At 62.5% G+C, this 23,499-nt stretch carries 16 protein-coding genes; 8 read left to right on the top strand and 8 right to left on the bottom strand.

Translation table 11 applies throughout. The features are described 5' to 3' along the window. Positions 1–8 precede the first annotated feature (8 nt). The 3 genes from BEN47_RS18880 to BEN47_RS18870 form a co-directional block, all read right to left on the bottom strand. Positions 9–2,039 carry an RICIN domain-containing protein gene (locus BEN47_RS18880; protein WP_125921812.1) on the bottom strand — a complete coding sequence of 677 codons (2,031 nt, stop codon included), beginning with the start codon at positions 2,037–2,039 and terminating at the stop codon, positions 9–11. Between the two features lie 101 nt (positions 2,040–2,140). Beyond that, positions 2,141–3,442, bottom strand: coding sequence for an amidohydrolase family protein (locus BEN47_RS18875; protein ID WP_070730726.1), 1,302 nt, complete (start codon positions 3,440–3,442; stop codon positions 2,141–2,143). Positions 3,443–3,449: 7 nt separating this feature from the next. Further along, positions 3,450–6,611 (bottom strand): amidohydrolase family protein, encoded by a 3,162-nt coding sequence (locus BEN47_RS18870; RefSeq protein ID WP_070730724.1) that lies wholly within the window; start codon positions 6,609–6,611, stop codon positions 3,450–3,452. Between the two features lie 177 nt (positions 6,612–6,788). Here BEN47_RS18870 and BEN47_RS18860 point away from each other — a divergent pair, with 177 nt between their 5' ends. Continuing rightward, complete coding sequence (locus BEN47_RS18860) at positions 6,789–6,998, top strand: hypervirulence associated TUDOR domain-containing protein (RefSeq protein WP_070730721.1); 210 nt, start codon at positions 6,789–6,791, stop codon at positions 6,996–6,998. A 20-nt stretch (positions 6,999–7,018) separates the two neighbouring features. Here BEN47_RS18860 and BEN47_RS18855 read toward each other — a convergent pair whose 3' ends face one another. Next, positions 7,019–7,552 carry a hypothetical protein gene (locus tag BEN47_RS18855; protein WP_125921811.1) on the bottom strand — a complete coding sequence of 178 codons (534 nt, stop codon included), beginning with the start codon at positions 7,550–7,552 and terminating at the stop codon, positions 7,019–7,021. A 223-nt stretch (positions 7,553–7,775) separates the two neighbouring features. Here BEN47_RS18855 and BEN47_RS18850 point away from each other — a divergent pair, with 223 nt between their 5' ends. Then, on the top strand, positions 7,776–9,308 hold the full coding sequence (locus BEN47_RS18850; RefSeq protein ID WP_070730717.1) for a carbon-nitrogen hydrolase family protein: 1,533 nt from the start codon (positions 7,776–7,778) through the stop codon (positions 9,306–9,308). Between the two features lie 152 nt (positions 9,309–9,460). Here BEN47_RS18850 and BEN47_RS18845 read toward each other — a convergent pair whose 3' ends face one another. Further along, entirely contained in the window at positions 9,461–11,041 is a 1,581-nt protein-coding gene (locus BEN47_RS18845; RefSeq protein ID WP_070730714.1) for an amino acid permease, read from the bottom strand. Between the two features lie 739 nt (positions 11,042–11,780). On the opposite strand from BEN47_RS18845, the gene BEN47_RS18840 reads away from it, so the two are divergent. Beyond that, positions 11,781–12,218, top strand: a complete 438-nt coding sequence (locus BEN47_RS18840; RefSeq protein WP_070730712.1) for a DUF4890 domain-containing protein — start codon at positions 11,781–11,783, stop codon at positions 12,216–12,218. A 113-nt stretch (positions 12,219–12,331) separates the two neighbouring features. Here BEN47_RS18840 and BEN47_RS18835 read toward each other — a convergent pair whose 3' ends face one another. After that, complete coding sequence (locus BEN47_RS18835) at positions 12,332–13,522, bottom strand: T9SS type A sorting domain-containing protein (protein WP_070730710.1); 1,191 nt, start codon at positions 13,520–13,522, stop codon at positions 12,332–12,334. Positions 13,523–14,007: 485 nt separating this feature from the next. Between BEN47_RS18835 and BEN47_RS18830 the strand changes: the two genes are divergently transcribed. The 3 genes from BEN47_RS18830 (at position 14,008) to BEN47_RS18820 (ending at position 20,823) form a co-directional block, all read left to right on the top strand. Then, positions 14,008–15,387, top strand: coding sequence for an MBL fold metallo-hydrolase (locus BEN47_RS18830; protein WP_083322591.1), 1,380 nt, complete (start codon positions 14,008–14,010; stop codon positions 15,385–15,387). Between the two features lie 790 nt (positions 15,388–16,177). Beyond that, complete coding sequence (gene sbcD / locus BEN47_RS18825) at positions 16,178–17,416, top strand: exonuclease subunit SbcD (protein ID WP_070730707.1); 1,239 nt, start codon at positions 16,178–16,180, stop codon at positions 17,414–17,416. Beyond that, entirely contained in the window at positions 17,413–20,823 is a 3,411-nt protein-coding gene (locus BEN47_RS18820) for an AAA family ATPase (RefSeq protein WP_070730705.1), read from the top strand. The genes sbcD and BEN47_RS18820 overlap by 4 nt, the downstream gene beginning before the upstream one ends. Before the next feature lie 55 nt (positions 20,824–20,878). Here the strand turns inward: BEN47_RS18820 and BEN47_RS18815 are convergent, their stop codons facing one another. Both BEN47_RS18815 and BEN47_RS18810 read right to left on the bottom strand, forming a co-directional pair. After that, entirely contained in the window at positions 20,879–21,940 is a 1,062-nt protein-coding gene (locus BEN47_RS18815; protein ID WP_070730704.1) for a DUF6687 family protein, read from the bottom strand. A gap of 61 nt (positions 21,941–22,001) precedes the next feature. Continuing rightward, positions 22,002–22,331 carry an HNH endonuclease family protein gene (locus tag BEN47_RS18810; RefSeq protein WP_239691666.1) on the bottom strand — a complete coding sequence of 110 codons (330 nt, stop codon included), beginning with the start codon at positions 22,329–22,331 and terminating at the stop codon, positions 22,002–22,004. A 290-nt stretch (positions 22,332–22,621) separates the two neighbouring features. Here BEN47_RS18810 and BEN47_RS18805 point away from each other — a divergent pair, with 290 nt between their 5' ends. After that, positions 22,622–22,951: a hypothetical protein gene (locus tag BEN47_RS18805; protein ID WP_070730701.1), complete on the top strand. Its 330-nt coding sequence runs from the start codon at positions 22,622–22,624 to the stop codon at positions 22,949–22,951. Positions 22,952–23,094: 143 nt separating this feature from the next. Further along, positions 23,095–23,406, top strand: a complete 312-nt coding sequence (trxA, locus tag BEN47_RS18800) for a thioredoxin (protein ID WP_083322590.1) — start codon at positions 23,095–23,097, stop codon at positions 23,404–23,406. Positions 23,407–23,499 lie beyond the last annotated feature (93 nt).

Here is a 23,499-nt window from a genome sequence, read left to right as displayed (position 1 = left end):
CTACGCCCTTACTTCACAATCACCAGCTCCACGCGCCGGTTGAGGCGACGGGTTTCCTCACGGTCGTTCTTAAACTTGGGCTTGGTGCCGCCGAACCCCACGGTAGTAATGCGGTTTTCGTTGACGCCGCGGCCCACGAGGTAGCGCTTCACTTCGGCCACCCGGTCTTCGGAGAGCTGCTGGTTTTTGTCGGCCGGGCCCACGTTGTCGGTGTGGCCTTCCAGGCGTACTTCGGTGCTGGGGCTGGCTTGCAGCGCAATGGCCAACCGGTTCAGCTCGGTGTAGGACGACCCCAGCAGGCCGGCTTTGCCCTGGGCGAAAATGATGCTGGGCAAGTCCACTTTGGCGCCCACGGCGGCGGGCAGCAGCAGCAAGTCGCGGCGCGGCGAGCCACTGGCAATGAGCGTGTCGCCCACCGTCAGAAAGCCCCCGCCGGTGGCGGTGAGGTAGTATTTGCCGGGCAGCAGCGACATCTGGTAGCCGCCGGTGTTGTCGGCCCGGCTGGTGGCGTTGAACTGAATGCCGGCCGCGTTGGCCTGCAGGTTGGCTTTCACAACGGCACCCGGTACCGGCTGCTTGGTGCGGGCGTCCAGCACGCGGCCGCTCACGTAGACCCGCGGCGACGCTTCCGTGACCACCACCACCGGCGCCACGAGCAGGGAATCGGCCGACACGGCGCGGCCCGTACGCCAGATGTCCTTGGTGGCGTTGGGCGTGGCCGAGGAAGAATAATAAGCCGTTTTGCCGTCCGGCGTCAGGCTGAGGTAGGCGTTAAAGCCGGGGCCGTTGAGGGCGGGGCCCAGGTTGCGGGGCTCGGTCCAGCGGGTCCAACTATCGTCGAGGCGCTGGCTCACAAACATATCGGCCGAGCCGTAGCCCATGTGGCCATAAGAGGCAAAATACAGAGTTTTGCCATCGGGCGTCAGCCAGGGCGCAAAGTCAAAACCGGGCGAATTCAGCACCGCGCCCAGGCTTTTGGGCTCGGTGTAGCCCCCGCTGCCATCGGCGCGGCTCAGGTAAATATCGTTGCCGCCCTCCGAGTCGCCCCGCTCCAGCGAGAGCAGCATGATTTTCTCGTCTTTCGAAATGAAAAAGCCAGAGCCCGGCACGGCCGTGTAATAGTTCGCAACCCGAACGGCGTCGGGTTTGAAGTTTTTAGTGGGGCCGGCGGTGGCCGCGGCGCGGCTGGTCTTGCTCAGGCTCTCGTCGCGGGAGGTGCCTCCTTCGTAGGTGCCACGCAGGTAAATGGTCTGGCCCTCGGCGCCGGCCACGGCCACCACTTCGTTGTTCTGGGGGGTGTTGATGGCGTCGAGGCGCGTGACGGGGCCCCAGGTTTGGCCCTGGTCGGCGCTGCGGCTCAGCCAGGCATCGCCGGAATCGGTGTTGCCTTCGGTGTTGCCCGCAAACTTGGTGCGCGCGAAGTACAGCGAGTTGCCATCGGGGCTCAGCACGGGGTTCACCTCGTTGCCAGGCGAGTTGACGGGGCCGGCCAAGGGCTGGGGGACGCCGAACGGGGAAGGCCCTTCCGCCACGTTGAGGCGCAACAGAAACAGGCGCCACTGCTGGCTGGCGCGACCGTTGCTTTTTTGCGCCAGCACTGGTGTGCCGTTGAATTTATCGGCCGACGACAACGCCGCGCTGCGGCTCTCGCTCTTGTTTTCGAGCTGAAAGCTACCCGCCGGCCCCGCCGGCACCAGGCGCCACTGTTGCTCCGCGCTGCCCTGGAACGGCCGTTGCACCAAGGCCATGCTTTCGCCGGCCTTGCTCACGGTGAGGCACTGCTTGCTGTGGCGGGCCTCGATGCGGTAGTACTCGCTGCCCGCGCGCAGGGGCACGAAGCGCCACTGCTGGCTGGGCGCGTGCGTGAACTCCCACTGCACGGCCGCCGCCCCACTAGTGGGGCTGGCACTGGCCACGTCGAGGCTGCGCCCGCTGCCCCGGTTAATGATGCCATAGTAGGCCCGCTCATCGGGAACAAAAGCGTCCTGGGCTTGAACAAAAAACGGAAATAGTAGAAACAGCGAAAGAAAACGGAGCATCAGCGGGGGCGCGCCAGCTAAGAGCACGCGTGGGTGTACACTGCAAAAGAACGGCGGGAAAGGCGAAATTCTCCGCAGCCGGCCTCTGGCAATGGCGGTTCCTACAACCCGTACTTGCCGCGGAATTTCTTCTCCAGGTACGTTTGCTTGCTTTCCAGGGAGATGCCCCGGCCGTCGATAAAGGCGCGGGAAACAGCGTTGGTACGCATATCCAGCAGGTCACCTTTGCTGAGTACCAGGGTGGCACTTTTACCGGTTTCCAGGGTGCCGTAGTCTTTGTCGATGCCCATAATCTGGGCCGTGGAAAGCGTTACGGCGGTCAGGGCCTGCTCTTTGGTTAGGCCGAAGGCCACGGCGGTGCCGGCCACAAAGGCCAGGTTGCGCGAGCCACTCGTTTCCTGGTCGCCCTGGTAATCCAGGCAGAAGCGGATGCCGGCGGCCTGCAGCTGAGCGGGCAGCTTGTAGGGCTGGTCGTAGTCATCGGCGTCGCGCCGGGGCAGGGCGTGCACCCGCGACACCACCACGCTCACGTCGTTCTGCTTCAGAAAGTCCAGCGCCATCCAGGCATCTCGGGCGCCTACCACAGACACCTTCTGCACGCCCATGCGCTTGGCAAACCGCACCGATTCGATGATTTCCTTGCCGTAATCGGCGTGCAGGTACAGGGTTTTGCTGCCGTCGAAGATGCCGGCCAGAGATGCCAGGCGCAGGTTTTCGGGGCGGCCCGCGGGCTGCTGGCGGTAGGCGCTGGCTTCGCCAAACAACTGCTCCAGGTCGCGGAGCTGCGTTTCGCGGGCCTTCTGGCGGCGCTCAAGGGCCGTGGCGTCCTCGTTGGGGTTCAGGCGGAACACCATCTGGGGCCAGGTAAGGTGCTGGCCGTCGTCGGCGCGCACCACGGCGTCCTGCCAGTTCCAGGCGTCGAGCTGCACCACGCTGCTTTGGCCGGCCAGCAGGGCACCGCGCGGGGTGGTCTGGGCCAGCAGCACGCCGTTGGTGCGCACCGTGGGCAGAATGTCCGAGTCGGTGTTGTAGGCCACAATGGCCCGCACGTTGGGGTTCAGCATGCCCACCTCCTCGTCGTCCACGGTGGCGCGGATGGATTCTACCTCGGTGAGGCCCAGGGTGGTGTTGGGCACTATCAGCCCCGGGTACAGGTGTTGCCCGGCCGCATCGATGGCTTCGAAACCGGCCTTGTCCTGGGTGAAACCAGCGGCCGGGCCGGCGTAGGTCAGCCGGCCTTTGTCGAAGGCCACGGTGGCATTGGGCACCACCGTGCCGTTGCCCACGTGCAGCGTGGCCCCGGTGATGAGCACCGGCCGGGACTGGGCCGGCGTGGGCATGGGCACCTGGGCAGCAGCAGCAAAAGCAGCACCAGCAAAAGCAAGAGTGAGAATAACGCGCATGAGGACTCTATTTAGCTAGTTCTTTTTCTTCGCCGATGGTATCGCAATGCCACAGGCCCTGGGGCTTGTTGGAAGCCGCCTGGGTGGCAGCCCCGCCCTTCTTGGCCAGTAGTATGGCCTGCACAATGCGCTGCCGCTCCTTCTGAATGTCGGCGCGCAGGGCCATGTCGGCGGTGAGGCTGAACATCTCGCGGCCGTCCACAAACGTGTACTCGGGCTTGGCGTAAATGCTCAGGGGGTTATCGGTCCAGAGCACCACGTCGGCGTCTTTGCCTTCCTTAATGGAGCCCATTTTGGCATCCAGGTGCAGCATTTTGGCCGGGTTGATGGTTACCAGGCGCAAGGCTTCTGCTTCGGTGAGGCCGCCGTATTTCACGGTTTTGGCGGCTTCCTGGTTCAGGCGGCGGCTCATTTCGGCATCGTCGGAGTTGATGGCCACGTTCACCCCGGCGCGCGTCATGATGGCGGCATTGTAAGGAATGGCGTCGCGCACCTCGTTCTTATACGCCCACCAGTCGGAAAACGTGCTGGCGTTGGCGCCGTGGGCTTTCATCTTGTCGGCCACCTTGTAGCCCTCCAGAATGTGGGTAAATGTGTTCACTTTGAAGCCCATGCGGTCGGCCACGGCCAACAGCATATTGATTTCGCTTTGCACGTAGCTGTGGCAGGTGATGAAGCGCTGGCGGTTCAATATTTCCACCAGCGCGTCCAGCTCCAGGTCGCGGCGCGGGCCTTCGGTTGTTTTCTGCTTGCCCTTGCCCAGCTTGTTGTAGGCGGCCAGCTCCTTTTCATACTCCTTGGCGCGGCTGAAGGCATCCACAAACACCTGCTCGGTGCCCATGCGCGTCTGCGGGAAGCGCAGCACGTTCATCTCGCCCCAGTTGCTCTGCTTCACGTTTTCGCCCAGGGCAAACTTGATGAAGCCCGGTGCCCCGGCAATTTTCATGTCCTCGGGCGTGGCGCCCCAGCGCATTTTAATCAGCGCCGACTGCCCGCCGATGGGGTTAGCCGAACCGTGCAGCAGCTGCGCGGCCACCACCCCGCCGGCCAAGTCGCGGTAGATGCCCACGTCCTCGTTGTCGACCACATCGCTGATGCGCACCTCGCTGGTCACGGCCTGGGTGCCTTCGTTCACGCCGCCGGCCACGGCAATGTGGGAGTGTTCATCAATAATGCCCGGTGAGAGGTGCTTGCCCGTGCCGTCGATGGTACGGCCGCCCTTGTGCAGCGCCAGGTTCTTACCGATTTTCGAGATTTTACCATTCACCAGCAGCACGTCGGTGTTTTCCAGGTTGCCGGCGGCTTCGCTGGTCCACACCGTGGCATTTTTGATGAGCGTGGGCTGCTGGCCGGGCATTGCGGTGCGGCCATACGCCGCGAAGGGGAAAATGAGGCTGCCCACCACTGGTGCGGGCGTGGCCTTGGCCGAGTCGCGATTGGCCACGCGGCTGGCTTCTTCCAGGCGGGCGGCGCGCCATTTCACGGGCGTGCCGTCGGCCAGCAGGCCATCGCCCTGAAATACGCGGCCCTCCTGGGTGTAGTAGCCGCTCAGGCGTACGGAGCCTTCGGGAAAGGTTGTTGGTTGCTGGTTGTCAGTTGCTGGTTTTTCAGGCGCAGCTTTGGAGGCTTTACCCTTTTGCTTGTCATTGGGGTTGAAAACCACCGTGGCGAGGTCGCTGGTCACGGTCAGGCTGCCCTTGATGGTATCGCCTGCCGTGGGCACGATTTTCAACTCCGGGGCTTCGGGCTTGCCCTGTATGAGCATGTACATGCCTTCCGCGCTCACCTGTAGCTCGTTATTCTTAATCTTATCCCTTGATATAAAATCCAACTTGTACACGCCGCGGTAGTCGGCCGGCACGGTGCTCAGCTGGTAGCGTTCGCCCTGCACCCAGTTGTCGAGCAGCACGTTGTCGTCGGCCAGGAAGCGGGCCGAGCACACAATGAAGTTGGCCTCCATGCCCGGCCGCAGGGCGCCGATGCGGTCCTGGGCCCGCAGCAGCCGCGCGGGCGTTTCGGTGAGGGCGCGCAGGGCGGCGGCTTCGGTCAGGCCATAAGTGGCGGCTTTGCGCAGGTTGGGCAAAAACTTCTTCTTGTCCTTGAGGTCGGCGGCGGTGAGGGCGAAGGGCACGCCGGCTTGGCTTAGGCGGGCGGGGTTGGCGGGCGCCATCTCCCAGTGCTTCAGGTCTTCGAGCGGAATGCGCAGGGCGTCGTACACGTCCTCCACGTTGTAGGCATCGGGGAAGTTAAGGGCCAGCACGAAGGTGGCACCGGTGGCTTTCAGGTCGTTGAGGCGCTGGTATTCGTCGCCGCGCCCCTTGATGATGTACTGCTGGCCGGCCTCGTCGCCCACCTTATCCGCCCGCAGGGCGGAGAGCTTGTCGCTCACCTGGAAGATGGCGGGCAGGGATTTTTGCTGCGTCAGAGCCTGCAGCGACAGGTTCTGCTCGCGGCGGGGACTGCGCTGGTTCCACTGCGCATCGAGGTAGGTTTGGCGCAGCAGCGCAATGCTGCCCATCAGCGAGCCGGGGTAATCCTGCGTACTCGTGCCCTTGTCAAAGGAGAATCCGGTGGCGGCCTTTTCCAGCAGAATCACCTCGTTTTCGCGGCGGTTGGTGTTCAGGCTGACCAGGGCCGCCGTGCCGCGCATGATGCCATCGGCCTGCTGCGTGAGCACCGCCCCAAACCCGAGGGCGCGGTAGGCGGTAGCCTGGTCGTTGTTCACCTTGAACATCTCGGCCGCGTTCACTTCGGGGTGAACGGCTTGGTTCCAGTTGTAGGCCCCGGTTTTCTGGCTGTCGAACTGCGGGCCCTGGCGGCGGCCCTGGCGCTCCGCCGCCTTAATTTCGGGCACGCCGTAGCTGGTGTACACGTCCACAAAACCGGGGTAGATGAACTTGCCGCGCACGTCCTGCACCACCGCGCCCACCGGAATCTTGACCGCGCCCGCCGGCCCGGCGGCCACCACTTTGCCGTCCCGAATAACCAGGGTAGCGTCGTTGATTTGGGTTTTGTAGTCGGTGAACAGCGTGGCGTGGGTGAAGGCAAACACGCCCGGCCGCTGGTCGTACACGCCATTGCGCGGGTAGGTACCGGGCTGGGCTACTGCGACGTGTCCCAACAGCGCCAGCAGACCCGCCAACGGCAATTGCTGATTAGAAATCTTCATGCAAAAATGAGAAAGTACGCCTTGATAAAGGGCAATAAAACGAAACCGTTCGCCGCGCTGCCGTCAAATGTAGGGCCCCGGGCCACGGCCCGGCAACAGTTCAGTACAAATACCAGTAATAATGTGGTAACAACTTGTACAATCCGGCTCATTCTCTTTTCCTCCCCCCTACTTCCCATGCGCAAAGGCACCAAAGTCACCTGGAAATACGGCACCGGCACGGCCACCGGCAAAATAGAATCCATGCACAAAGAGCCCATTGCCCGCACCATCAAAGGCTCCGAGATTCACCGCAACGGCTCGGCCGACGACCCGGCCCTGGTTATCGTGCAGGAAAACGGCGACCGGGTGCTCAAGCTGAAAAGCGAGGTGAAAGAGGCCAATTAGTACTTAGTACGCTGCCTGCTCTACCGGCGCAGTACAGTATAGGAAGCGCCCCCTTCGGCTATTACCAGCTTGCCGTTGAGCACAAAGCGCCGACGGGTATTAAACGGGCAGCCGCAACAGCCACTACCTGCCTCAGTTGCCACTTCCAGCTCGCTGATGCTGTAGCTGCGGCTGGCATTGGGCAGCACCAACCGGTAGTTATATTTAGTAAACGCTTCCCCGGTGGCCGGCGGCGCGGGGTTGGCGGGCCAGCGCAGCGTCTGCAGGCTGATGTAGTTGGTGCTGTTGAAATTGGTGGCGGCAAGCACTTGGCGGGCAGTATCCAACGGCATCAAAAACCCGGGCCGGACGTAACGCACCGCATACGCCCCCCTGATTTCGGCGGCCCGGAAGCCGCTTTGCAAGCTGTCCTGGTCGAAAGACACCACTACGTCGCTGGCCGAGCTGACGTCACAGTCGCAATCAATGCTGCCACAGCACCCGGCGAGGCTGCCACTCAGGGCAAGCAGCGGCCAGATACTGCGAAGTATTCCATACTTGCGTGTTTTTTTCATGTGGTCGGCGCTGCGATTACTGGTCCATATATGACCAATTGGGCTGGTTTCGGCGTTTGCGGCTGTTTCTGCGTACCGTAAAGTTCCCCGGAACCTTGTTTATACATGACCAGGCTCCAAAATCCCTCGGCTACGCTTCCGCAACCGGGCGCTTTCCGCTCTCGCGGCGCGGCCCCAATTCTAACGCGGGCGGGGCCGGGGCTACTCCACGACACCCCCTTTTATGAACGAACTGACTGAGATTCGCCACCTGCAAAAAACCGACGCCGAAGCCATCAAAAACGCCATGCTTCTCGCTTACCCGCGCCTGGCCACCTACTGGGCGGAGGCGCAGCTGAACCGGCTGGTGGACCTGTTTCCCGAAGGGCAGTTTGTGGTGACGGTGAATGGCGAAGTAGTGGCCGCTGCCTTTGCCATCATCGTTGACCACGACCAGTTTGAGGAAGACCACACGTTTCAGCAGGTGACCGGCGACTACACCTTTAGCACCCACCAGCCCGCCGCCGACACGCTTTACGGCATCGAGGTGTTTGTGGTGCCGGCCATGCGCGGGCGGCGGCTGGCGCGCCGCCTCTACGAGGCCCGTAAAGAGCTGTGCGAACGCCTGAATCTGCGCGCCATTACCTTCGGGGCGCGCATTCCGGGTTACCACGAGTACCAGGAAACGCTTTCGCCCAAGCAGTACGTGCAGAAGGTGAAGAACCGCGAAATAGTGGACCCTTCGCTGAATTTTCAGCTTTCCAACGATTTCCATCCGGTGCGGGTGCTGCGCGATTACTTGCCCAACGACGCGGCCAGTGGCGACTACGCCCTGCTCATGGAGTGGGACAACATGATGTATGACACCCGCCCGGTGCAGCCCATCGCCCAGAAAACGCAGGTGCGCCTGGGGCTCGTGCAGTGGCAAATGCGCCTCTACGACGGCCTGGAAGACTTGCTGCAACAGGTGGAATACTTCGTGGATGCGCTGGCCGCCTACCGCGCCGACTTCGCGCTGTTTCCCGAGCTGTTTCACGGCCCACTGATGGCCGATGCCAACGAATTGTCCGAAATTGATGCCATTCGCAAGCTGAGCCAGTTTTCGGATGCCATTCTGGCCCGCTTCACCGAGCTGGCCGTGAAATACCACATCAACATCATTACCGGCTCGATGCCCGTGATGGATGGGAATGGTAAGCTGATGAACGTGGGCTACCTGTGCCGCCGCAACGGTAGCACCGAGCGCTACGAGAAAATCCACGTCACGCCCAACGAGGCCAAGTATTGGGGCCTCACCGGCGGTAAGAAGCTCCAAACCTTCGACACCGATTCGGGCCGCATTGGCATCCTCATCTGCTACGATTCGGAGTTTCCCGAGCTGGCCCGCCTCCTGGCCGACCAGGGCATGGACATTCTTTTCGTGCCTTTCCTCACCGATACCCAGACGGCTTATTCCCGCGTGCGGCACTGCGCCCAGGCGCGGGCCATCGAAAACGAATGCTACGTGGCCATTGCCGGCTCAGTGGGCAACTTGCCGAGGGTCAAGAATATGGATATTCAGTATGCGCAGTCGGCCGTGCTCACGCCCTGCGACTTCGCCTTCCCCACTACTGGCGTGAAAAGCGAAGCAACGCCCAACACCGAGATGATTCTGGTGACGGACGTGGACCTGTCCGTTCTTGACCGCCTGCGCACCCAGGGGAGCGTGCAAAACCTGCGCAGCCGCCGCCACGACGTGTACCAGCTCAGCTCGTCGGAGCTAATGCCCAAGCACTGATTTAGAACGTGGCCGCCGCGAGTCCGCGTGTCGCTAACGGACCGGATTTTGGATTTATCCGTTCGATTTATCCAGCAGATTTTCAACAAAAAACCCCGCCGGATAATACCGGCGGGGTTTTTTATTGTGCAAAGCAGTTCCTTGCGGAGCCCTTAGAGGTTGTCCTTGTCAGGCTCGATGAAGGCCTGCTCGTCCATCTCCGTGGGTACTACCACGATGCCCTTTTGCAGCAGCGAGTTGCGCTTGCCGTAGAGGAAGTACACGATGAAACCCAGCAGCATCCAGCCGGCGGCCACTTCCAGGGTAGCGGAATCGAGGCCGACGATGAGGGCCGAGCACACGATTGCCCCCATGAAGGGCACCAGCGGGAAGCTGGCCGATGAGAGCGGCGCCCGGAACGGACGCGGCTGGTCGGGGTCAGATTTGCGCATAATCCACACACCCAGGCTTACCAGCACGAAGGCCAGCAGCGTGCCAAACGAGGTCAGGTCGCCGGCCAGGTTGCCGGGCACGAAGGCCGCGAACAGGCCCACGAACACCATCAGCATCAGGTTCGACTTGTAGGGCGTGTTGAAGCGGGGGTGCAGCGCGGAGAAGGCTTTGGGCATCAGACCGTCTTTGGCCATCGAGAAGAAAACCCGGCTCTGCCCCATGAGCATCACCAGCATTACCGAGGTGAAACCCAGCAGAATACCAATGGTAACGGCCGTACCCAGCCACTCGTAGCCCTTCATGTGCGTCACGATGGCGTAGGTCACCGAAGCCTCGCCGCCCACGGCTGGGTCGGCAAACTCGCGCCAGTTGGCCACACCCGTCAGCACGTGGCCGAACAGAATGTAGAGCACCGTGCACAGGGCCAGCGAGCCCAGAATGCCGATGGGCATGTCGCGCTTGGGGTTTTTGGCTTCCTGCGCGGCCGTGCTCACGGCATCAAAGCCGATGAAAGCAAAGAATACGATGCCCGCACCGCCCAGAATGCCGCCCCAGCCGTGCTTGTTCCAGCCTTCGTAGGTGCGCACCACCTCGCCGGCGGCGTTTTTCACCACGGCATCGGCCGGGATGAGGTAGGGCGTGTGGTTGGCGGGGTTCACGAACTGCCAGCCCACCGCGATGAACACCACCACGATGAGCACCTTCAGCACCACGATAACGGCGTTGAACATGGCCGATTCCTGGGTGCCTTTCACCAGCAGCAGGCTTAGGGCCACGATGATGAGCAGCGCCGGCAGGTTGATAACGCCGTGCTCGGCCACCCCGTTGATAACGGCGCGCTCGAAGGGCGAATGGCTTAGACTATACGGTATACTGGTTCCAAACGTCTCCAGGAGCTTGTTGAGGTACTCGCTCCAGGCAATGGACACGGTAGCCGCGCCCAGCGCGTATTCCATGATGAGCGCCCAGCCGATAACCCAGGCCACAAACTCGCCCATGGTGGTGTAGGCGTAGGTGTAGGCCGAGCCGGCAATGGGAATCATGGCGGCAAATTCGGCGTAGCACAGGCCCGCGAATACGCAGCCAAAGGCGGCCAGAATAAAGGCGAGCGTAACGCCCGGTCCCGAGGCTTGCGCGGCGGCGGCGGCGGTGCGTACAAACAGGCCCGCCCCGATGATGGCGCCTACGCCCAGAGCCACGAGGTTACCTGCGCCCAGCGTCCGCTTCAGCGTGCCGTGCCCGGTGGAGTTGGCCTCGCCCAGCAGCACGGCCAATGGTTTTTTGGCGAAAATACTTGCCATTTGTTAGGGTTAATGAAAGAAGAAGTGTGAAATAAAAAGAACTTAACAATGGAACCGCCGAGTGCTTCTGCCCTCAAAAATTGCGGACTGCGGCAGCGACGGGCCCGAAATATAGGCAGCAAATTCGCTCCCGTCCGGTTTGTACCCGTCCAGCTTCTCCTCCAGCGCGGCTGCCACCTTATTAAACTCAGGCACTTTGGCCGCATCCAAGCCCGCAATTCACTCACTCCCATTCCCTTTTCCTAATGAAAAAAGTTCTTGTGCTGCTCGCGCCTCTCGTGGCTTCTGCCACCACCGCGTTTTACCCAGGCACTTTGGCCTGAGCCCCGACCAGCAAGCCTGGCTGCAGCCCATGCTGCTGGCCCAGCGGCAGGAACTGCAACGCCTCCGCAACCAAGCCCGCAGTGGTGGACGCCAGGGCAGGGCCCAGCAGCTGAAAACCGCACAACCCACCTAAAACCAGCAAATCCGCGCCGAGCTCACGCCGGAGCAATGCAGGAGATTCGACCAGCTAACAGACGACCGCCGCGACCCAGTGCGAGAGCGACGCGCCGGGGGCGGAAGGAATAACCAGCCCATTCTATGGGTAATATCCTCCCCTTTATCGAGGCTTTCAGGCAGCCAATGGCCTCGCCGCAATGCTGGCACAGCACTTGCAAATACCCCAGCAAGTGAGCAACGAAGCGCTTTCGCACTCCAGCCTCCTTCTTAACAAGCTATTTTATTCCTCCCCCACCCCATGAAAAAGACCCTCATGTTGCTCGCTGCCCTGGCCTTCACTACCGCCGGCACCAGCTTCGCTCAAACTACCACGCCCGCCGCTGCCAGGCAGTCCAAAGCCCGGACCACAAAGGCAGCCAAAACCCCAGCCCAAAAAGCCGACCGCCACGCCGCCAAAATGGCCAAGGAACTAGGCCTGACCGCCGACCAGGAAGCCCGCGTAGAGCAGCTTCTGGTGGCCCGCCAACAGGAATCGGCCGCGTTCAAGGCCAAGTACGGCACCGATAAGAAGGCCGGCCGCAATGAGAAGCGGGCCGCCCACGACCGCTACGAAAGCCAGCTCAAGTCCATCCTGACCACCGACCAGTACGCCAAGCTGGGCCAGCTCAAGGCTGAGCGCCGCAGCAACGCTAAGATGAAGGACGGCGGTAAAACCAAGGTTAAAGCCAAAGCGTAATCTACCTCGTCACGGATAACCAAAAAGAGCCCCAGCCAATTTGGCTGGGGCTCTTTTTAGTTATCCGTGACGAGGTAGGGAGCGTTGCCGCAACCCATTTTTTGTCTCGCGGTTTATTCAGTCTTGCTCACGTTCAGGCTTCTCACGGCTCCGTCAGCCGCAGTCAAAACCAGTTGATAAAGGCCCGGACGCAGGGCCGTCAAATCAACAGCCCGCCGGTTTTCCGACACTTTTCCCACCTGGCACAACCGGCCCGCCGCGTCGTGCACGCGCACGTTTTCTTCGCCCCGCAAGGGCCCGTCCAGCCGCAGCAGGCCGGTAGTCGGGTTTGGGTAGGCGGTGGCGCGCAGGGCCGGGTCGAGGGGCTGGCGGGTGCCCAGCACCGTTGGGCGCAGCCGCATGAACAACCGCTGCGACGCATTCGTAGGCCCACCGGCGTATGTTGCCACGGCCCACAGCTGGGCGGGGCCGCTGGCAATTAAGTCTTCGAACACGGTGTGTTCGGTTGCTATCACCTGCCAGCTGACGCCCCGATTGCGTGAAATGGCCGTTTGGGATACCACCGTGAAAACGCCTTCAATGACGTGGCCCCCGCTGACATAAGTACCCGGCGCGCCCGGCACGGCGGCCATGGTGTTGATGGTGGGCAAGCTGCTGGTCACCATACTGGTCCAGGTGCTTCCCCCGTTGGCCGTGCGCAGCAGCTCCTGGCTGCTGCCGCTGCCGCGGATGGCCAGCCCCTGCAGGGCGTCCTCGAACGCGACCCACCGAATGTTGGGAGTGGCCGACCAGGTCAGGCCCGCGTCGGCGGTGTGCAGCGCCGTGTTGGCAGAGGTAATCAGCCACAACCCATTGGCAGTAGCCGGGTGACTGATTTTTTGGCGTATTTCCTCGGCGCCGGCAGTGGTGGAAGCCGGGGTGCTGGCTACCGGAACCCAGTTGAGTCCGCCGTCGCTTGTGCGGTAAATCGGCCAGGTGCGGGCACCCGCCGGCGCATCGCCAACGGCAATGCCGGTGGTGGCACTGAAGAAATGAATTTTCCGGAGGGCCGCAGGCAGCGTCGCCGGCATCCGGGCGAAGCCTTGGGCGCCGGTGGTCGTTTTCAGCAGCACGGGCAGGGACGGGGCGCCATTAATGCCGCCCATCAGCCACGCAGTTTGTCCATCCAGGGCCGCCACATCGGTGGGTGCATCCATGGCCGATGCGAGGTCGCAGATTTTTCCGTCGGTGGTTAGCCAGTTGTCGGTGGTGTGCAACACCTCCGGATTGGGTTTGTCGCCCCGCGTACCGTAGCGCTGGTGCACTGCCCACCCCGCGTTGGGCTGAGGTGAGCTGACCCCAACGAGGTACCCAAAACCTGAGTTAGACGGTTCAAATGCCGCTGGGCCCAGGATTTCTTCCCAAGGAGATTGTCCGAACGTCGGTAAAGTCCCGAGGCTAAGCGCTGCCAGAAATAGCAGCAGCGGAAGTAGTTTTTTCTTCATGACGGAGGGCTCTTATTCGCAGTTAGGGTAGTACGGGACGAATAAAGCTGCCCGAATATAGCGGCTTTCTTGTATCGTTGTGGCCGGCCGCACGCGTCCGGGTATTTTACATGTTAATCATTAGTTATCATGACTTTATGGAGCGTGCGATTTCTTACCCCTGGGCTACCCACTGGTTTGCCGCCGGTAAGCGGCAGCAAAACCCGACGACCGGTATTTATATTTGACCAAATCACCCCCTCCGGGTTTGGTCGGACCAGACGACGGTCCTTGCCTTTACCTTCCCGCCTCAATCCCCACCACCCATGCCTCCCCTCCCCAGTAGCACGGCCTCGGCCGTGCAAATCCAGCAATTCTACGACAAGGGCCTGTCCCACGCCAGCTACGCCGTGCGCTGCGGCCGCCAGGTCGCCATCATCGACCCGGCCCGCGACCCGCAGCCCTACTACGATTTTGCCGACGAGCACGAGGCCGACATCGTGGCCGTGATTGAGACGCACCCGCACGCCGATTTCGTGTCGTCGCACCTGGAAATTGCTCAGGAAACCGAGGCCACTATTTACTGCAGCGAGCTGGTGGGCGCCAAGTACCCCCACAAAACGTTTGACGACGGCGACCGCATCACCCTAGGCACCGTCGAACTACACGCCATCAACACCCCCGGCCACTCGCCCGACAGCATCAGCATCCTGCTCCTGGACGAGCTGGCCCAAAGCCGCGCCGTATTTACCGGCGACACCCTTTTTGTGGGCGATGTGGGCCGGCCCGACCTGCGCGAGGACGAGGCCGTGGGCGGCCACAAGCGCGAAGAGCTGGCCGCCCAGCTCTACCGCAGCACCCGCAACAAGCTTATGACCCTGCCCGGCACCACGCGGGTATACCCCGCTCACGGCCCCGGCAGCCTCTGCGGCAAAACCACCAGCCCCGACCTCGACAGCACCATTGCAAGGGAGCTCAAAACGAACTACGCCCTGCAGCCCATGTCGCAGGAGGAATTCGTTAAGGTGCTGCTGGAAGACCAGCCCTTCGTGCCCAAGTACTTCGGCCACGACGTGCAGCTCAACCGCCAGGGCGCCCCCAGTTTCGAAGACAGCATCCGGGCGGTGCCCCACCCCGGCAGCAACGCCGCCCTGGAGCCCGGCGTGCTCATTATTGATACCCGCCCCGCCGCGCAGTTCCGGGCCGGCCACCTGCCCAGCGCCCTCAACCTGCAGGACGGCGGCAAGTTCGAGACCTGGCTGGGTTCCATCATAGGCCCCGCCGAGCCGTTCTACCTACTATCCGACTCCCAGATTGGCCTGGACGCGGTGGTGCGCAAAGCCGCCAAAATCGGCTACGAGGGCAACATAAAAGGCGCTTTGCTGGCCCCGCTGGTGCTGCCCAACACCTCCCCCGCCGTGGACGTGGCCCAGGTGCGCCAGAACCCCGACGCCTTCACCATCGTGGACATCCGCAACCGCGCCGAGGCCAAAACCCCGGTCTTTGAAAATGCCCTGCTCATCCCGCTTCCCGAGTTGCGCGAGCGCGCCCACGAAATCCCCACCACCAAACCCGTGCTGGTGCACTGCGCCGGCGGCTACCGCTCGGCGGTGGGGGCCAGCATCGTGCAAAATGCCCTGCCCGGCGTGCAGGTGTTGGATTTGGGCGAGGCGATAGCGGAGTTTCAGAAGCAGGAGGTGCATTGATTTTCGAAAGCAGATTGCGACGCTGTAACAACCTATTCAGAGCTACTGGTACATGCTAGCCAACCCCGGCAATTTGCACTCTGAAATCATTCTTGAGCAAGGACTCTCAAATGAGAATAATTAGAATATTACTCGCCATAGTTATTGCCTTGGCAGTAGCATCCTTATTATTGAGCTTTACTAGTTCTTTGGGGATTGGACCAACGTTTATTTACATTTTTGCAATCATATTGGTCTTTGGCTGGTACGTGTATTTGCCCTTTATTTTACTTCATATCTTATTACTCCGCAAATTAAATCGGCCCAGCTGGGCCGCATCTGTACTTGTTGGAAGCGCCCTAGCAGCCGTGTTAGCTATAGTCCTTATTGGTACGCCCTTCCTCATCATTACAGGGTTTCCGCAGTTCAGTACATCTAGGGTCCATGACGTGTTCAGCTTCACCATCGGCGGTGGATTTTATGGTCTTATTTACTGGAAATGGTTAGCGGTTAATGTCCACAGTTCCAAAAATTAGCAACGGCAATTTGTTCCCGACAGAGGACGAAAATGACATGAATGTAAAGGGCCGCGTTTTGTAATTAATATGAAAAGCCTCGCTCATACTTCTGGCATCCGTTCAAGGGGTAAGCAGCTTAAACATCAAACAGGAAGTCCGTTGTATGTTGTTGTTGAACAAAGCGGATAAACGCCTTATGCTGGCGCCTGACAGCGAACGTTGTGGGTTTTTTGGACAATTGGCTATTTTTTGATTCCTCGCGTCTTGGGTATCTTTGAGATTATCTCTACCCTATGCGCATTCTTCACACCGCCGACTGGCACCTCGGGCAGCGCTTCATTAGCGGGCACGAGCGCACCGACGAGCACCGCCATTTCCTGACCTGGCTGGTGGCCACCGTGCACGAGCAGGCCGTGGAAGTGCTGGTCATTGCTGGCGACGTGTTTGACAGCGGCTCGCCCGCCAACCAAGCGCTGGAGCTGTACTACGATTTCCTGCTGCAAATGCAGGGCACCGCCTGCCGCGACATCGTGGTGGTGGGCGGCAACCACGACTCACCCGCTACCCTAAACGCCCCGGCGCGGCTGCTGCGCCACCTGCGAGTGCACGTGGTGGGCTGCGTGCCCGACTGCTTCGAAGACCAAGTGCTGGTGCTGAACGATGCCGCCGGACAGCCTGGCCTGGTGGTGTGCGCCGTGCCATTCCTGCGCGACCGCGACGTGCGCCTGTCCGTGCCCGGCGAAACGGCCGAGGAGCGCGAAGCCCGCCTCAGGCAAGGCATCGCCGACCACTACGCCCGCATTGCGGAGGTGGAGCACGTGTGGCAGCTCAAGGCGCAGGGCCTGCCCGTGCTGGCCACCGGCCACCTGTATGCCGCCGGGGCCGCGCCCTCCGACTCGGAGCGCACCATTCACGTGGGCAACCTGGGCCAGGTCACGGCCGAGCATTTCCCGGAAGTGTTCGATTACGTGGCGCTGGGGCACCTGCACCGGCCGCAGCGCGTGGGCGGACGCGAGCACATCCGCTACTCCGGCTCGCCCATCGCGCTGTCTTTTTCGGAAATCGACCACGGCAAAGAAGTGCTGCTGCTGGATTTTGCAGCGGGCAAGCTGGCCACGCTCACGGCCCTGCCGGTGCCGGGCACGCGCCGGCTGCTGCGTTTCCACGGCGGTCTGGAAGAAGTGGTGGCGCTGCTGGTGGGCTACGATAATACCGGCTACCTGCTCCCCGCCTGGGTCGACGTGGAAGTGCGCTCCGAGCGCACGCAGCTGGAAGTAGCCGATGCGCTGCTTGCCGTCATTCAGGCCCTGGACCGCAAGCAGGTGGAAGTGCTGGCCCGCCGCCACCTGCGCCTAGTGCAGCTGCGCCCGCTGGGCGAGCCGGGCGAAGGCGACGAACCCCTCACCCCCAGCCTGCACGACTTCACGGAGCGGCAGGTGTTTGCCCAGCGCCTAGAAAGTGAGCCCGAAGCCGGGCGCGCGGAACTACTGGCCGCCTTTGATGAATTGTTGGAAGGAATGCCCCACGCATGAAGATTCTCCGCGTCCGTTTCTGTAATCTGAACTCGCTGCGCGGCGAGCACGAGGTTGATTTTGGCACCAGCCCGCTTTCCGATGCCGGCCTTTTTGCCATTACCGGGCCCACGGGCGCCGGCAAAACCACCATCCTCGACGCCATCACGCTGGCGCTCTACGGCCAGGTGCCGCGCCACGACGGCAGCGGCCCCGAGCAGGTGATGAGCCACGGCACCGGCGAAAGCTGGGCCGAAGTAGAGTTCCAGGCCAGCGGCAAGGTGTACCGCGCCAAGTGGGGCCAGCACCGCGGCCGCCGCCGCCCCGAAAACCCCTTGCAGGATTCCAAAATGGAGCTCAGCGAACAGGTTTTCGTGGATGGCGAAGCCACCTGGCCGTTTCTGGAAACCTATAAGTCGCGCGTGCCGGCCAAAGTAGCCGAGCTGAGCGGCTTGGAGTACCGGCAGTTTCTGCGCTCCGTGCTGCTGGCCCAGGGCGAGTTCACGAAGTTCCTGAAATCCTCGGCCGGCGAGCGGGCCCAGCTGCTGGAAAAACTGACCGACACCCGCAAGTATTCCGACATTTCAAAAGCCGCCTACGAGCGCGCCAAGCAGGAAACGTTGCGCGTGGAAACGCTGCGCTCCGGCCTTGCTGGCGTGGTTTTGCTGGGGGCAGAGGAAGTAACCGAGCTAGAGGCCGACGTGGCGGAGCTGGGCCACCACCTGCAGGCTGCCACCGCTGCGCAGCAGCGCCTGACCGAAGCCCAGGCCTGGCGCCGCCGTCTGGACGAGCTGGCCGGGCAGCAGCAGCGCAGCCAGTCGCGCCTGCACGAACTCAGTTCCGAAGCCGAAATCCTCACGCCGGTGCGCCAGCGCGTGGCCCGGCACGAGCAGGCCCTCCCCTTCCAGACGCCTTGGGCCCTGCTGCGCCAAGCCGACGAGCAACACCAGAAACTGGGCATCGAAACCGAAGGGCTGCGCCTGCAGCTGCCCCAGCTACAAGCAGCGCTGGCCACCGCCCGCACCGCCCGCACCGCCGCCGCCACGGTGCGCGAAACGGCCGTGGCCACCCAAAAAGAGCAGGAGCCACGGCTGCGCGAAGCCGAAAAGCTGGACGTGCAGGTGCAAGCCGCCAGCTACCAGCTGGAAAAAGACAAGAAGGAATACGCCGATAAAAACGACCGCTGCAAGCAGCTGAAAGCGGCTATTGACACCGCCAGTGCCCGTTTGCTCGAACTACGGCGGCAAAGCGGACAGGTAGCGGAGTGGCTCACGCTCCACCTGCACCTGGAAGAGCTGGGCGACACTCTGCCCACCGTGGCCGCCAACTTGCAGGACTGGGAGCACCTGCGGGCCGAGCTGGGCCAGCTGCTCCGTGCCGAAGCCTCGCTGCAGGCCCGCCTGACGGCCGCCAAGCTTGCCGCCACCCAGGGCCGGGCCGAGGCCGCCACGGCCACCCAGGCCCTGGCGGCTGCCAACGAGCAACAGCAAACCGCCGCCAGCAGCCGCGACCAGTGGCTTACGCGCCTGCAAACCCACGAAACAGCCCTGCGCCACCAGCACACCGACCTGGAGCGGGCCCACGCTGACCTGCGCCGCCTCGTGCAGACGCAGCACCTTATTCTGACGCACGATGAAGCCCGCCAGCACCTGGCCGCGGGCGACCCGTGCCCGCTGTGTGGCGCGCTGGAACACCCCTTCGCGGCCGGAGAGCTGGGCGTGAGCAGCGAATCGGTGCGAGCCGACGAGGCCCGCGAGGAAGAATTGGGCCAGCGGGTGCGCGCTCTAAACGCGCGGCTCAACCACCTGCTCACCTTTGGCGAGTTGCTGACTAGCAACGGCGCCCAGCCCCACCCCGCCGCATTGCCGCCCCCCAGCGAGGCTGAGGAAGCCGCCGTCCCGACGCTGGTGCGCACACTCGCGCAGCAGTTGCGCGAGCTACAGCAGCAGCAGGGTCAGCTGGACATAACGCTTGCCAAAGCCCAAAGCCGGGCGCAACAAGCCACCGACCAGCAACGCGAGCTGGCCTTGGAGCTGGCCAAAGTGCGCGGCGATTTGGCCGATGCCCGGGAGCGGGAGCCGCTGGTTCGCGACCAGCTGGCCAGCCTCAGCAGCAGCTTTGGCCTGGTTTTCAACGGCGAAAACGGGCCCGAGCTGATGCGGCAGTTCAAGGAATCGGGTGCTGAGTACCAACGCCAGAAAGCAACTCAGGCTACAGCCGAAAAAGAGGCCGGCACCATAGCGGCCGTGCTGCAGCAGCAGGAGGACGAACGGGACGAGCTACACAAATGGCTGCAAAACCGTAAAACCACCCTCCTGGCCCAGCACGAAGCCATGGTAGCCCAGCAGCAGGAGCGCCAGCAACTTTTTGCCGGCCCCGACGTGGCCGCAACCCGCACCGAACTCGCCGGCGCGGTTGAGCGCGCCGAGCACCAACTCATGCAAGCCGACCAGCTGCTGCAAAAGCACGAAGCGGCCCTGGTAAACACCGAAAGCCAGCTGAAGCAGCGCGAGCAGGATACCGCCCAGCACGCCGAAACCCGTGACACGCGCTACGCTGCCCTGGTGGCCGAGCTGCGCACCGCGGGCCTGCCGCCCGCTCCCACCGCCCTGGCCGAGCGCCTGCTGCCCGACGACGTGGCCCAGCGCCTCACCCAGCAGCTCACCCGGCACGACCAAGCCGTGGCCGCCGCCCAGCACGCCCTCACCGAAACCGCCCAGCAGCTCCAGACGGAGGAAGGCCGCGCCCTCACGCCCGAGCCCCTGGCCGCCATTGCCGAGCAGCTGGCCGCCCACGCCAGCCAGTTGGCCCACCTCAACCAGCAACTGGGGCAGCGGCAGGAGCGCCTCAACAGCCACCGCAGCGGCCTGGAACGCCACATGGCCCTGGCCACCGCGCTCGACAAGCAGCAGCAGGAAGCGCGCCGCTGGCGCCAGCTGGCCGAAGTCATTGGCTCGGCCGACGGCAAGAAGTTCAGCGAGTTTGCCCAGGGCCTGACCCTGGCGCGCCTCGTGGACCTGGCCAACCGCCACCTCACCCGCCTCACCGACCGCTACCGCATCCTGCGCAACCCCCACGAGCACCTCGACCTGCTCATCCTCGACGAGTACCAAGCCAGCAGTTCCCGCTCCATGAACTCCCTCTCCGGCGGCGAAAGCTTCCTGGTGAGCCTGGCTCTGGCTCTGGGCCTGAGCGAGCTGGCCGGTCGCAAGACGCAGATTGACACGCTTTTCATCGACGAAGGCTTCGGCACGCTCGACCCCGAAGCGCTGGATGTGGCCCTCACGGCGCTGGAAATGCTGCAGGGCACCGGCAAAACCATCGGCATCATCTCCCACGTGGAGGCGCTGAAGGAGCGGGTGAGCACCCAAATCAACGTTCGCAAAGGCGCGGGAGGCGTCAGCTCGATTCGCGTGATTGGGCTGTAACGCGGACTTTTAGTCCGCGCTACAACATATCATCCTCGCGGTCTGAAAGCCCACGCTACTGGCCGGCGGCTTTGATTTCAGCCCAGGTCCAGTACTTTTTGGGCTTGATGTGGGCGTAGCCCTGCCTGAAAAAGGCCAGCACCTCCTGCTCGAATATTTCGGGCGGAATGGACGATGGGTAAATGGGACGCCCGTCGGGGTCGGCATAGCGCTGGGCTTTGCTGAGCTTGCGCGGGCCGCTGAGGCGCAGCAGCGGGCCGGTGTCGGTGATGCCATCAGCGGCCCAGGTCTGGGGGCTGGTTTCCAGCTCGTTCAGGCGCGCTACCAGTGGCGCCAGGGGTAGGCGCGGCAGCGTGGGGCGGCTGGCTAGGTCAACCCAGGTCGTGTATTTGTACTCCAGCTCGTAGCGGTTTCCTTCATAAAGCGCAAGCACGATATCAAACCCCGCCGTAGCGCCGAAAAGCGCATAATAAGGTACGGGCTGCGGCGTACTGACCACCGTAAGACCGATTGCGGGGTGGTTCCGATGCTTGCTGCGCGGCCCCTGCACCACGGCAGCGGCCTGCTTTACCCGCTCAAACTCGGGCAGCCACAGCGGCCGGTCCGCCGCGGGGTTTTCCAGCACGGCGGCGAAGCGCGGCAGAAACCACTCGAACTTTTCGGCCGAGGCCTCGTCCTCGCGCCGCCGGCGCAAGGGCGCGCCGAAGGGCTCGTAGAAGCGGGCTTTTTCTTCGGCATTCAGCCAGCACACCAGCTGCAGCGCGTGGTCGGCCAGCGGATGCGACCAGTTTATTTCCCTGAAATCACCCAGTACGGCCACCAGGCGCAGCAATTCTTCGTGGTGCAGCGCCAATTCGGAATTTAGCAGGCTCCACACCCCAATAAAGCCGTCGATGTCGAAATGATTGGCCGTAACGGCCGCCGCCTCCAGGCCAGCAGTGGCGGGCTGGTGCAAGGCCCGCAGCGCCGAACCGGCGCTGGTGTCGTTGCGCAGCAGTGCGGGCGTGGTGGCTCCGCGCCAATGCGCCAGGGTGAGGGCGGCGCCGTTGCCCACGCTATCGACCACAATGGTAGGCTGCTGCCGAAGTTGCGCAAAAGGCACGAAATAGCGGTTCATATGGCAAAGCTGCGGCATAAATCCGGTTTGGGCAGCGCCCGGCGGTGGGGCCCCTCCTGCCCTAGCGCCGGCCCCGCCGGTTGCTGATGCGCTCCACGCGCTGCTTGCGAATCCAGCGCAGGTAAGTTTGGAGCTCCTCGGCGGCGCGCAGGGCTTCCACGGAAGCGTAGCGACGGGCCAGGTCTCGGTTGCTAAGGAAGCGGTGCACGCTGCTGTGGCAGGGCTGGCACAGGTCCACGATGGGGCCGTGGTGGCCGCCTTCTTCGCGCGGCACCAGGTGGTGGCGCGAAGTGGCCTGCACTTCGCGCTCGCAGAGGCCGCAGCGGATTTCTGATGCGGCCGATAGATTGGATGGTGGCCAGGTGGCCGGCAATGAACGACGCCTGGGCATAGCGCAGCTAAGGGCAGATTTGGAGAAAATATTTTGTTGAATTTAAACACCAGTGTGCCGCGCTAAGTTGCGCATTAGTTTTAAGCGCGCTATCTTGGCGAGTAATATGCTTATTGGTATTTCATTACTGGGTCTGACGCGCTACTAATTTCACTCCGATTTCACTTATGACAACATCCCTACCCCCTTTTTTAACGCCAAAGCACTCGTCTTTGGTTGGCCGTCTGGCGGGAGCCCTGGTAGTACTATTACTAGTTAGCGCAGGACCCTCGGCGAAAGCTCAAACGTGGATGGTGAGCACTACTGCGCAGGTAAAGCTGGGCATTCTGGACAAGTACGGACAGCTTGGCCCTTATACGGCCACTTTTGTGGTGCACAACGAACGCACCGGCAAAGACTACCTGTTGATAAAGGACTTGGCCCCCGGCCAAACGGGGGTTGATGTGATGTTTCCCACCGACCCCTCTGACCCGAATTACTTCAAAACCGATACCGGCGAAGCTGCTTCGGCCACGCCGGGCCGCTACACCTGGGAGTGCCGGGTGAAGGGGGTGAAAGCCGTTGGCGGTCGGTTTGATTTGCCCGAGGTGGGCAACGACGTGACGATAATTACCAGATAGGCGCCGCTAAAAATTCGGTTCTTGGCGTTAAAACGAAAAAAGCCTGGCCTCGTGCCCGGCTTTTTTCGTTTAGGCACTGTACCGGCCCGGTTGGGCGCGCGGCGCTTTTGGCCGCTGGTGGTTTCACCTTCTTCTGTTTCGTCGTGCCTCGCAAGTCCTTCCCCGAACTCATCAACAGCCCCGGCATGCCCGTGCTGGTTGACTTTTACGCCACCTGGTGTGGTCCCTGCAAAACCATGGCTCCCATTCTGGAGCAGGTAGCCACCCAGCACGGGGGCAAGCTGCGGGTCATCAAAATTGACGTGGACCGCAACGCGGCCGTGGCCCAGCAATACCGCGTGCAGAGCATCCCAACGCTGATTCTGTTCCACCAGGGGGAGCCGGTGTGGCGGCAGGCGGGCGTGGTGCCGGCAGCCCAGATTGCGCAAGCCCTGCAGCCCTACGTAGGGAAATAACCAGCCCCGGCGGCGGCGTTTTCTAATCGGCGGCAGCCAAACTATCTGCGGGGTTCGGGCGTTGGATACGGCAATACCTTCGCGTACTACCCG

The organism is Hymenobacter lapidarius, assembly GCF_001816145.1.
Taxonomy (GTDB): Bacteria; Bacteroidota; Bacteroidia; order Cytophagales; family Hymenobacteraceae; genus Hymenobacter; species Hymenobacter lapidarius.
This window is presented reverse-complemented; position numbering and strand designations above follow the sequence as displayed.

Bases quoted from the DNA above. Each gene is read 5' to 3' on its own strand.
- BEN47_RS18880 (WP_125921812.1), bottom strand. From the start codon at position 2,039: ATGCTCCGTTTTCTTTCGCTGTTTCTACTATTTCCGTTTTTTGTTCAA.
- BEN47_RS18875 (WP_070730726.1), bottom strand. From the start codon at position 3,442: ATGCGCGTTATTCTCACTCTTGCTTTTGCTGGTGCTGCTTTTGCTGCT.
- BEN47_RS18870 (WP_070730724.1), bottom strand. From the start codon at position 6,611: ATGAAGATTTCTAATCAGCAATTGCCGTTGGCGGGTCTGCTGGCGCTG.
- BEN47_RS18860 (WP_070730721.1), top strand. From the start codon at position 6,789: ATGCGCAAAGGCACCAAAGTCACCTGGAAATACGGCACCGGCACGGCC.
- BEN47_RS18855 (WP_125921811.1), bottom strand. From the start codon at position 7,552: ATGAAAAAAACACGCAAGTATGGAATACTTCGCAGTATCTGGCCGCTG.
- BEN47_RS18850 (WP_070730717.1), top strand. From the start codon at position 7,776: ATGAACGAACTGACTGAGATTCGCCACCTGCAAAAAACCGACGCCGAA.
- BEN47_RS18845 (WP_070730714.1), bottom strand. From the start codon at position 11,041: ATGGCAAGTATTTTCGCCAAAAAACCATTGGCCGTGCTGCTGGGCGAG.
- BEN47_RS18840 (WP_070730712.1), top strand. From the start codon at position 11,781: ATGAAAAAGACCCTCATGTTGCTCGCTGCCCTGGCCTTCACTACCGCC.
- BEN47_RS18830 (WP_083322591.1), top strand. From the start codon at position 14,008: ATGCCTCCCCTCCCCAGTAGCACGGCCTCGGCCGTGCAAATCCAGCAA.
- sbcD (WP_070730707.1), top strand. From the start codon at position 16,178: ATGCGCATTCTTCACACCGCCGACTGGCACCTCGGGCAGCGCTTCATT.
- BEN47_RS18820 (WP_070730705.1), top strand. From the start codon at position 17,413: ATGAAGATTCTCCGCGTCCGTTTCTGTAATCTGAACTCGCTGCGCGGC.
- BEN47_RS18815 (WP_070730704.1), bottom strand. From the start codon at position 21,940: ATGAACCGCTATTTCGTGCCTTTTGCGCAACTTCGGCAGCAGCCTACC.
- BEN47_RS18810 (WP_239691666.1), bottom strand. From the start codon at position 22,331: ATGCCCAGGCGTCGTTCATTGCCGGCCACCTGGCCACCATCCAATCTA.
- BEN47_RS18805 (WP_070730701.1), top strand. From the start codon at position 22,622: ATGGTGAGCACTACTGCGCAGGTAAAGCTGGGCATTCTGGACAAGTAC.